Source organism: Streptomyces sp. DSM 40868, from assembly GCF_011820545.1.
Taxonomy (GTDB): Bacteria; Actinomycetota; Actinomycetes; order Streptomycetales; family Streptomycetaceae; genus Streptomyces; species Streptomyces eurythermus.
The window spans coordinates 9,137,666-9,148,255 of the sequence record NZ_CP050504.1; the positions used below are offsets into that span (position 1 = coordinate 9,137,666).

8 protein-coding genes are annotated in these 10,590 nt (G+C 68.5%); 4 read left to right on the plus strand and 4 right to left on the minus strand.

The window, feature by feature from the left end; translation table 11 throughout:
• Positions 1–23: 23 nt before the first annotated feature.
• A complete protein-coding gene (locus HB370_RS42410; RefSeq protein ID WP_244405972.1) occupies positions 24–623 on the plus strand; it encodes a hypothetical protein in 600 nt (199 codons plus the stop codon).
• A gap of 368 nt (positions 624–991) precedes the next feature.
• Here HB370_RS42410 and HB370_RS41025 read toward each other — a convergent pair whose 3' ends face one another.
• Positions 992–2,401, minus strand: coding sequence for a peptide ligase PGM1-related protein (locus HB370_RS41025; protein ID WP_167513335.1), 1,410 nt, complete (start codon positions 2,399–2,401; stop codon positions 992–994).
• A gap of 71 nt (positions 2,402–2,472) precedes the next feature.
• Complete coding sequence (locus HB370_RS41030; protein ID WP_167513336.1) at positions 2,473–3,639, minus strand: cytochrome P450; 1,167 nt, start codon at positions 3,637–3,639, stop codon at positions 2,473–2,475.
• Positions 3,640–3,998: 359 nt separating this feature from the next.
• Between HB370_RS41030 and HB370_RS41035 the strand changes: the two genes are divergently transcribed.
• From HB370_RS41035 to HB370_RS41475, 3 genes are all read left to right on the plus strand, one after another.
• Complete coding sequence (locus tag HB370_RS41035) at positions 3,999–5,318, plus strand: helix-turn-helix transcriptional regulator (RefSeq protein ID WP_167513337.1); 1,320 nt, start codon at positions 3,999–4,001, stop codon at positions 5,316–5,318.
• Positions 5,319–5,511: 193 nt separating this feature from the next.
• A complete protein-coding gene (locus HB370_RS41040) occupies positions 5,512–8,082 on the plus strand; it encodes an NACHT domain-containing protein (RefSeq protein ID WP_348273531.1) in 2,571 nt (856 codons plus the stop codon).
• Positions 8,083–8,109: 27 nt separating this feature from the next.
• Positions 8,110–8,913 carry an HNH endonuclease family protein gene (locus tag HB370_RS41475; protein ID WP_244405974.1) on the plus strand — a complete coding sequence of 268 codons (804 nt, stop codon included), beginning with the start codon at positions 8,110–8,112 and terminating at the stop codon, positions 8,911–8,913.
• A gap of 815 nt (positions 8,914–9,728) precedes the next feature.
• Here the strand turns inward: HB370_RS41475 and HB370_RS41050 are convergent.
• Both HB370_RS41050 and HB370_RS41055 read right to left on the minus strand, forming a co-directional pair.
• Complete coding sequence (locus tag HB370_RS41050) at positions 9,729–9,929, minus strand: hypothetical protein (RefSeq protein ID WP_167513339.1); 201 nt, start codon at positions 9,927–9,929, stop codon at positions 9,729–9,731.
• Complete coding sequence (locus HB370_RS41055; RefSeq protein WP_208974492.1) at positions 9,926–10,585, minus strand: DUF6338 family protein; 660 nt, start codon at positions 10,583–10,585, stop codon at positions 9,926–9,928. Before HB370_RS41055 ends, HB370_RS41050 begins: the two co-directional genes overlap by 4 nt.
• Between the last annotated feature and the right edge of the window lie 5 nt (positions 10,586–10,590).

A 10,590-nucleotide genomic window follows, 5' to 3' on the forward strand; every position in this document is an offset into this window, starting at 1 on the left:
AGGGTGCGGGGTGCGGCGGGAACGTGCCGGTCGGCGAGCGCGCGGCCGCGGCGGACCCGCAGCAGCAGGCCGCCGTCGCCCTTGGGCTGGAGGGTGCGCTGCTCGCTCCAGCCGGAGAACCGCCATTCGCCGACGTCGCCGGCCGGGACGAGCGCGAAGGAGCGCCCGGCGACAGTCAGGGTGAGGAGGTCGCCGGCGGCCCGGTCGAGGCGGGCGGGCAGGAGAGGACCGTCCAGCGGAGCGGGGGCGTCGAAGTCGGCGAACCCGCTCGGCAGAAGGGTGTCGTACGGCAGTGCCGTGGGCCATGCGGGCGGGGATGCCGGGGCGGGCCGGTTGAGCAGGACCTCCCCGCGGGCGAACAGCTCCCCCCAGGAGTCGGGGAACCAGCTCGCGAGGTCGGCGGTGAGGAGGGTGTCGATGACGACGTGGATGCGGGTCACCGTGTGGCTGGTGTTGCGGACCAGGTGCTCGCGGGAGAAGTCGCCGTACCACAGGGTGCCCGGCTGCCAGCAGTGTTCGACGCCGTCCAGGACGAGCACCGCCTCCCGCGTGGTGACGACGGGGATGTGCAGGCGCGTCAGGCCGCGGTCGAGCCGGTACTTGGGATCGCAGTGCGCTTCTGAGACGGCGCCGGGCCCGAGCGCCATCAGCCTGACCGCGTTCAGCGGGGCCGGGATCTGCTGCAGGAGGCGGGCGAGGCAGGGCAGCTTGTCGAGCCAGCGGGTCGGCGCGAACGGCTGGGGGCCGGGGCCGCCCGGGTCGGTGCGGTCCGCGTCACCGCCGAGACTGCGCAGCGGCAGGACGCGCCAGTCGATCGGGGCTTCCTGGCCGGCCTGCCCGCCGTAAGTGTGGGTGCGCTGCACGTTCCAGGTGTAGGAGGTGACGGCTGCGAGTTCGTCGGCGAGCCAGCCCGCGTCGAGGTCGAAGGCGGGGGTGAGCCGGGCCGCCTCGGCGGCCGCCGTCGTGCTGGTGGTCATGGTGGGGCTCCCGGTCACGAGGAGAAGGACACGGCCGCGTGGCCGACGTGCTCGCTGGCGTCGACGGCCGTGGCGGGCAGGATCTGGGAGCGCTCGCCGAGCCGGGTGAACGCGTCGTCGTAGCCGGTGGCGGGGTCGTAGGCGATGCAGAACACGAACTGCGCCGGCGCCTGGGGGGCGAGGGGGATGGCGGGCATCGACACGATCACCCCCGTCCGCGTGTGCGGATCGTAGGCCAGGCCCGTCTCGTCCAGTACGGCCAGGAACGCGGCGAAGCCGGGCACCATCCAGGTGGGTGGAACGTGGTACTCGACCACCTTTCGGCGCGGGGCGGCGGCGACGTCGACCACGCGGCGGGCGACCTGCTGATAGATGTGCAGCGACCCGGAGACCTGCGCGTTGACCTCGGTAAACACCACGCTCTGGTCGGGAAGGACCAGAGCGTCCGCGCTCAGGTGCCCGCGGTAGCCGAAAGCCCGGTACGTCTCGGCCAGCCGGGTGCCACCGTCCAGTAGCGCCTTCCTCACCGTGTCGCTCACGCCGTCCAGGGGGACGACTTGGTGGCTCAGGCGCCGGCCGACGTAGAACAGGCGGCCCATCTCGGTCGGCCACGTGCCGCTGTCGGCGGCGTAGTGCTCGGAGTACACCGCGTCCGCGCCGGGCGCGAAGGCCTCGATGACGACCGGCCACCGACCGTCCCCGCTCGCCCACGTCCAGCGCTGCTCCCAGTACGCCGCGATACCGGTCTCGCCGGGCGCCAGGTGGTGCAGGTGGCGGGCCCCGACATGGTCCACCGCCAGCTGCGGATCACGTACGAGCAACTGGTTGCCGACCCCGGCACCGTTGTGGGCCTGCTTGACCACGACCGCCCCGCTGCCGGACGACTCCAGCAGCTGCCCGGTCGCCTCGATCGCCTCCGCGCGGCTGCGGCACACCCGGCCGGGCAGGATCGGTACTTCGACGGCCGCCGCCAGGGCCCGGAAGTTCGCCTTGTTGTTGCCGATCTCCCCGCCGCCCTGGGAGAAGAACGCCGCCCCCGGGAACCGGTCCGTAATGCCCAGGGCGGCGGCGAAGCGGGCGACGGAGGCGGAAGGCCACAGCGCGAACACCTCCGTCACCCCGGCCGCACCGCCCGCGCGGTCGAGCGCGGCCCGCACCGCCCGGACGAAGGCAGGGTCGGTGAGCGAGGCGGGATCGAGCAGCTTGTCGTCCCACGCCCCGGTCGGCGCGACCACGATGGTCAGGTCGTTGTGCTTCACGCCGGTGTGGGCCAGCACGTAGTCGAGAAACGCACCGTCCGGCTCGCAGCACAGGACGAGCAGGTCACCGGGGCGGGCAAACCACAGCAGGCGCTGTGTCCAGGCCCGCATGTCGCCGCGTTCACGGATCGACGGATCGATGTGGTTGCCGACGAGGATGCGCACGACGGATCTCCTGACGCAGGTGGGAGGGCCCCGCTCGGCAGCGGAGCGGCGCCCTCGCGGGGAGGGACGGGTCAGAGGCGAAGGAGCGCGGGCAGCGTCTGATACACCCGCATGGTCGCGGTGCGGCGCCGTACGCCGTCGCCGGCGGCGACCAGCCGGGCCGGGTGCTCGTTCAGGGCTGTGATCAGGGCGCGCAGGCCCGCCTGGGCGACGGTCGTCCCGATGCAGGCATGCGGACCCCACCCGTAGCCGAGGTGCCGGTTCGGCGTGCGCTCCAGCACCAGCCGGTCCGCACCGCAGAAGGCGTCCGGGTCGCGGTTGGCGGCGGCGAACAGCGGCACCACCTTCTGCCCCGCAGCAACCTCGACCCCGCCGATCCGGCACGCTCGCACCGCCACGCGGGTGGTGCCCTGCACCGGCCCGTCGAAGCGAACCAGCTCGTCCACGCCGGTGGCCAGCAACGCCGCATCACGCATCCGCTCCAGCACATCGGGACGGGCGAGCAGGACAGCCACCGCGTTGCCGACGGCGGCCGCCATCGTGCTGTAGCCGCCCTGGAACATCACCCGCGCCGTGTTCTTCACATACAGCCGGACCATCGGATCAGCGCCGGGCCCGGCCTGCCGGGCGCGCTCCAGCAGGCCGGGCCGGTACGAGGCGGTGAACCAGCCGTCGACCAGCTCGCTCAGCCGCTGACGAGCGATCCGCCCTGGCTCCACGAGCGACGGGTCCAGTCCGCCGTCCATGCTGCGCATGATGGCGTCCGAGACCTCGGCGAACTCGGCGTACGGCGGGGGCTCGACCCCGAGGAGGTCCGCCACGACCGCCACGGACAATGGCACCGCTACCTCGGCCATCACATCGAACGGCCCGGCTCCGGCCCAGGCATCGAGCCGGCCGAGCACCAGGCGGCGGGCACGGGCCTCGAGCGCACTCAGGTCCTGGGCCCGCAGCGCCGTCATGAACAGCGAGCGGATGCGGCTCTGCTGCGGCGGGTCGAGCGTCTGCACGCTCAAGGACGGCTCGGGCACCGTGCTCCCGGTGCGGCGCGGGTCGCGGGCAAAGGTGTCGTGGCCGCGCAGCACCCGTACGCAGTCGGCGTACCGGGTCAGCGCCCACGACTGCATGCCCTGGTGCCAGAACACCGGCTCGCTCGCCCGCAGCCCGGCCAGCACCGGGTACGGATCGCGCAGGATCTGGGCGTCCAGCGGGTCGTAGCGGTCGGTTACAGATGGCATCGCACATCCTTTTCGGAGCGGGGCAGGCCCGCCTCACGCGGCGGGCCTGCCCGGGGAACTCAAGGGCTCAGTGGTCGTACGACATGGCAGCCCCCTTTCTGCGCGCCGACGGCGGTGGCGTCCCGCAGGAGGACCAAAAGCCTGCTCAGCCTCGTCTGGCAGGCGGGCTTGCAGGCCGGCGGGACGGGCCAAGGCGGTGGTCGTCCACCGGGTCCCGAGCCGGTCGCACGGGCGGTGGGCGAGACCATGACGAGTACAGCGCCCGCCGGGCACCGTGCCTAGAACCAAGCACTATCCCCGCCCTGTCCCCGCCTTGCGAACCGCTCCCCAGGCACCGGCCAGGGTGGTGCAATGAGGGGGTGGACGACGAGATCCGCCACCCCCTCGCCTACGCCCGGACCGAGCGCGGCTGGTCGCAGGAGGAACTGGGCCGCCGTATCCGGCAGGCCGCCGCGCGCCGCGGACTGCGCTCAGGAACCCGGGGATCACGGATCTCCAAATGGGAGACCGGCCGGGCCACCCCCGACGAAGAAGAATCCCAGCCGCTCATCGCCGAGGTCTTCGGCATCGACTACGCGGCCGTCACCCATCTCGGCTGGCCCCACTGGCTTCCCGGCCAGGACAAGCCGCTGCCGCTCGGACCGCACAACGCCGCCCCCTCACTGCGAGAGGCCCTGATGACCTCCCTGGACCGCCGGTCGTTCCTCGCCTACACCAGCGGTGCGCTGACCACGCTCGCCCACCAGTGGGCCGTCACCGAGCCGGGACACCTCCTGCGGTTGGCGGTGCGCGGCCATGTCGACACCGAACTGGTCCTCTGGTTGGAGACCGCCGGCACCGAGCTGGTCCGCCTCGCGACCGAACGCCGCCAGCACACCCACCGGCTACTGAGCGAGCACTTGACCACGGTGACGGCCGTCATCAGCGAAGGCCGCTACACACGCCCCCTCGAACAACGACTGCACACGCTGGCAGCCTCCCTCTCCCAGGCCATCGCCTGGCAGCACTTCGACGAACGCCGCCACGCCGCCGCCGGCCGCTTCTGGCACGCCGCCCTCCACAACGCCCACACTGCAGGCCAGCGCGACCTCGGCGCGGGCATCCTCTCCGACCTCGCCTACCAACTGCTGTGGCTCACAGACGCCCGCGGTGCGGTGGCCATCCTCGGCCACGCCATCCCACGCACCCAACACCCCACCGCCCGCGCCCTCCTGCACCTCCGACAGGCCCGCGCCCTCGCCGCACTCGGTGAAGACGGTCCGTGCCGCCGGGCCCTGACCGCCGCGGAGAAGGCGCTGCAGACCCCCTTCTGCGACCCGGCACCCGCCTGGTGCTCCTGGATGGGGACGGCGGATCTCGCTGCGGACAGCGGCAGGTGCCTCGCCGATCTCGGCCAGCGACGGCATGCTCACCAGCTCATGGACGAGGGCATCGCCCTGCTCCCGGCCACCCGCTCCAAAACGCGCGCGGTGTTCCTCACCTACCAGGCCGAGGCCTACCTCCGCGACGGCGAAGTCGAGATCGCCGCCGAGACCGCCACCCGTTCCCTGGACCTGGCCAACCGGATCAACGCGCCCCGGTGCGTGACGATGGTCCGCAGCCTGGAGCCAGCGCTGGCCCCCCACGCGCACGCTGGGGGCGTCGACGAACTCCTCGAACGGCTGCGGGCCGCCGGCTGACAAGGCCAAGAAGGAAGACGTCCATCTCAACCGCTTCAGGCGGCGTTCCACCTCTACCGGGGCACGTGCTCACTGGAAATGTGAAATTTAATCCGGTTCAACCGTCCCGGGCAGTCCTGGAGCTCTATGCTGAAGATTTATGGAACCTGTAAGCATCGGAGCCCGGCTCGCATCGAGCATCGTTGCCCCGTTGGTGAAGAAACTGTTCGTGACGGACGGGCCGGGCGCAGGCCTAGTGGACCGACCTGTGCGGGTAACCAACCTAGTGTCCTTCCGGGGCGAGAAGCGGACTCTCTCGGATGCCGAGCTCCGTAAAATCGCAGAAGAGTTAGTGGGACGTGCGGTTCAGTCGACGGGCACGTCAGAGCGCCTTCCGAACTTCGAGCAGCGTGCCGTGGTGAACGCGGTCGCACACTCATTGAGTTCCCTGGGCCACCTAGAAATGGACGACGTCCAAGCCGTCCAACTTGGCTATCGCGAGCTTTCTCGACGTCTCCGTTCGGGAAATCAGACAGCCACACTTGGACTTTCCAGCGATGCGGTGCTGCTACATGCAAACGTGCTGGATACAGCGTGCCTGCACATCCTGCATTTTTTCACTACGAGGTCCACCTTCGTACCTCGTACGCTTGTCGAGCAGAGTCGCCGGATTGAAGAACTGACGTCCAAGATCGACATAATGATCCGGAAAACCCCCTCCCCGGCAGATGGGGGCTTTGAGGAACGCTATGCACGCTACATTGTGAGCAAGTATGGAAAATTGACCATCTTTGGTCTTGATTTACCTGAGGCATCGGGGTCATGGCCTCTAGATGCGGCCTACCTGAGCCTGGAAGCCACAGGGGCCGCAGTCAGTGACATTCCCCTAGTACTGCCTGCTGAACAGGTTTTGGCCGGACGTGACCGAGTACTATTGCGAGGAGTAGCAGGTTCGGGGAAAACCACACTTGTGCAGTGGCTGGCTGTGGGTACTACCCGTAGCCATCTCGATGAACGACTTCTTTACCTCCATGGCCTTGTGCCGTTTGTATTGCCTATGCGGTCCCTGGCACGTGCTGGGGCAAGGCTACCCAGTCCGGATGAGTTTCTCTCAGCAGTAGGGTGCCCAATCGCTCATGCTCAGCCGACGGGATGGTATGACCGAGTACTAACCGCAGGGCGTGGGTTGATGCTGATCGACGGGATCGATGAGATACCCGAAGGGGAGCGTGAAGAAGCCCGCAATTGGCTGCGGGACTTGATTGGTTCGTATCCGAATAACCATTGGCTCGTCACCTCACGACCATCGGCCGTGCGAGAGCATTGGCTGGCAGATGAAGATTTTACAGAACTAGACCTAGCTCCAATGAGTCGCGATGATGTCGCCGCATTCATCAAACGTTGGCATAAAGCGGCCGGCAGTGCAGACGCGTACGGCAAAGAACTACTCTATGCCGTATGGGCTAAACAAGAACTTGCCCGACTTGCAACCAATCCACTCATGTGTGCGTTGATTTGCGCACTGCACCGTGACCGGCGGGGCTACCTTCCTGACGGACGGAAAGAGCTTTACGATGCGGCACTGTCGATGCTGCTTTCTCGACGGGACCGCGAACGCGGCATCTATAAAATGGGCGACATGCGCATTGGTGAAACCCACCAGGTGCAGTTAATTCAGAGGCTGGCATACTGGCTAATTCGCAACGGCCGCTCGGAGATAGATGCAGAGGATGTTCAAAGCCTGCTTTCTCAAGCGCTGGTGGCGATGCCTCGCATCGCCGAGCAGGGAACAGTGCGACAGATCTACCGTTACTTGCTTATTCGAAGCGGGTTGCTCATTGAGCCCATTGAGGGCACAATGCAGTTCATTCACAGGACATTTCAAGACTACCTAGGCGCCAGGGCTGCCGTAGAGAGCCTGGATTTCGACTTTCTTAGCGGCAACGCACATCTTGATCAGTGGGAAGATGTCATCCGCATGGCCGTGGCGCATGCCCGTCCGGCGGAGCGCACCCGACTGCTCAACAAACTGGTTGAGCGTGGCGATGCTTCAAAGGAAAGTCGCCACCGCCTTCATCTGCTTGCTGCGGCCTGCTTGGAAGACGCTACCGAACTCGATCCCGTCGTGCGAACTGAGGTCCAGCGTCGCGCTGAAAAGCTTATCCCGCCCCGCTCGCTCGACCAGGCCCGCGCGCTTGCAGATGTTGGCCCCGTTGTGCTGGAACTGCTGAGGGGCCCGGAGGGCCTTACCTCCGATGAGACCTACTTCACTATCCTCACTGCAGCACGCATTGGAACTGATGCCGCAATTCCAGTGTTGGCTCGTTTTCGAAGCGTGCATGATCTACGGGTGCGTGCAGAATTGGCCCTTGCCTGGAGCCGGTTCGACACCGACCAGTATGCTGAAGAGATCATCGCTCACCTATATGAACAAGACCTCTATTTCGTAGTTTCAAGTGCCCGGGAACTTCGGGCGCTGCACCAACTCGGTGGAAGACCTCTCCTGAAAATCACATCTCCTATCAGCCGTGAGGAGATCGAACGCTTCTGCGTAAGTAGCCGCCTCACTGGCCTGTGCGTGGCGGCAGATTTGCATTCTCCTTGGGGATGGCTTGGCCAGTTTCCCCTCCTCGCTGATCTGACATTGGAAACTCCCCGTCAAGGTGTCGACCTGAGTTCACTAGGACATGTACCTTCGCTCCGCACCCTTCGACTTCCCACAACAGCGGAAGTCGTTGGAACAGAGTCGTTGCCTCCGACCCTTAAGATCATCCGCGCAGACTAATAAACTTAGGCTCGTAACACGATCTTGTTGCGGTGGACGGTCGGGCGTGACCAGCACAACGACGAGAAGATGACCGTCGTCATCGTCCTGGCGCTGGGCGTCCTGATCGCCCCGACTCCCGCGGGCCAGGGGACCCTGAAGTCCTCGAGGAGCCGGCGAGCGGCGTTACGCAGGCCAGCCGGTGAGTCCCCGCAGCCGCAAGGGCCGGGCGGCGACGGCCAGGCGCCCGCCGGCCCGGCGGTACTCCCCGGGGGCCGGGCGCCCGGCGCCGACCGCCGGACGGCCGGGGGAGGCGAACGCCCGCCGGGCCGCGACGGCTACTCCCGCGAGCAGTTCCGGCACTGGGTCGACGCCGACCGGGACGGGTGCAACACGCGCAACGAGGTCCTGCTGGCGGAAGCGACCGTGGCGCCGGAGGTGACCGGCCGCTGCACCATCACCGCCGGCACCGGCCAGTGGTGGTCCTGGTACGACGAGCGGACGCTGACGAGCAAGGACGACGTCGACATCGACCACATGGTGCCGCTGGCCGAGGCATGGGACTCCGGTGCCTCCGCCTGGAGCGCCCGCGAGCGGCAGGACTACGCCAACGACCTCGGCGACGACCGGTCCCTGCTCGCGGTCACCGACAGAGTCAACCAGGCCAAAGCCGACCAGGACCCGGCCGAGTGGATGCCGCCGGCGGCGTCGGCGACCTGCCGGTACATCGCGGACTGGGTCACCGTGAAGACCCGGTGGGGCCTTACCGCCGACCCCGCCGAACACGCCGCCGTCCAGAAGACCACCGCACGGTGTAACGGCCCGGAGATCACCGTCGTGCTCGCCCGCTGAACCGCCACCAGCACCATCTGGCCGCGCACACCACAGCGCAGACCGACCCGAACTCCTCCTGCCGGCGCGCGTCAACTGGCCGGTGGCCCACGCTGCGGCAATCGCCTGGCAGGTGCTAAAGGCCGGCGAGCCACTGACCGTCCTGTCACTGGAACCCGGCTAGTACGCGGGCACCAGCATGACCCCGCTGAACCGAAGCCGAAGCTGGTCGCGGCCGCCAACGAGAAGGTGCGCGGCGCGAACGTCCGTAGTCTGCACGTCTTGGCGCCCGTTCCCGTGAAGACCTGCCCCGACACGGCGGCCGCCGACCCGACTCCGCCGACCGTGCCCGCCGCGCCGGTGCAGCGACGGATCCCGCAGGACGGTTACCGCCTTGCCATCGGCGTGCACCGCCAGGCCGTCCGGCCGTCGAGGGTGGGCCCGGCCATCGCGGAAGCGGTGGGGCGGCAAACGGCGGCGATGCGGGAGCTGAGCCGCCGCGCGTCCTCTAGCTGGACGTCGTCCCGCACGATGCGCCGGCCTCGATCGAGGCGGCCCGGGCACAGCGCCGCCGCCAGGCTGCGACAAGGACGTCGCCACTGAGGTGCTCATCACTCAGGCGGAGGCCACATTCGAGCAGGCGGCGACGGCCGCTGGAGCGGCTTCAGCCAGGCCGGTGTCCATGGTGACCCCGGCAGAGCCCGCGCCGGCGGCCGGCTTGATGACACAGGGGAAGACGACCCGGCGGTCGTGCAGGGCATCGCGCGGTGTCCTGGTGGAGCAACCCGCGGTCGGCTGTGGGCGCGGGGAGGAGAAGGCGGCCTTGTCGGGACGCGTCAGCTGCCGGACTCGCCGTCCTCCTCCTCGGATCCGGCTGTGGGCGAGGGGCCGGAGGCGCCGGCGGGCCCTGGGGGCGGTGGCCCGGGCTCGGAGGCGGCGTTGACGGGCGCATATCCGCGAGGTCCGCCCGGGACGGCGAGGAAGGCCTGCTCCTCGGGCGTGAGGTCGTCGTCGGTGGCGGTGTTCTGCTCGCTCATGCCGCACTGCTCCTCGCGTCATCACCGGGCCTGCGGGGGCCCGTCGGGGGCGTCCACTGGTCGACGAGTTCCAGTATGTCGATGTCTTCGCCGCGTACGTACAGTCCGCGTGTGTTCTGCACCTTGTCGCCGAAAGTACCGTCGACCGCCATCCGGTGCGACCGCTCCAGATACAGCTCGGGCGCCTGCGGGAAGGAGCTGGCGTACGAGTTGTTCCCGTACCAACCGCCCACCCAGGTCCCGTCCTTCAGACGCGCCCTGAGGTAACAGCCGCCCCGGTCACGGAACATGTGATCCCACGCGGTCGGCGTCCCCCGGTACCGCGCCCGAAGGCGTCGCTCTTCAAGCCGCGACACCGTGAAGGCGGCCAGCGCGGGCAGCACGAACAGCAGGGTCAACGCGTAGAGGGCGGCTTCGCGGGCGTGGCCGGGGAACCGCCCGGGCTGGGCCAGTTCCACCGGCCGGCCGCCCAGCACCGCGACGTACACACTGTCGAGCACGATCGACACGGTCAGCGCGCGCAGCAGCCGGTGCCCCAGGTCCCTCTCCCCCGGGACCTGGCCGCGCCGGCTCTCCCGGACGAACTGGTAGACGACGCCCGGCAGCAGCGCCACCGCCAGCAGGATCAACTGGGTTACCGTGGCGGGCGGTTGCACAGGGC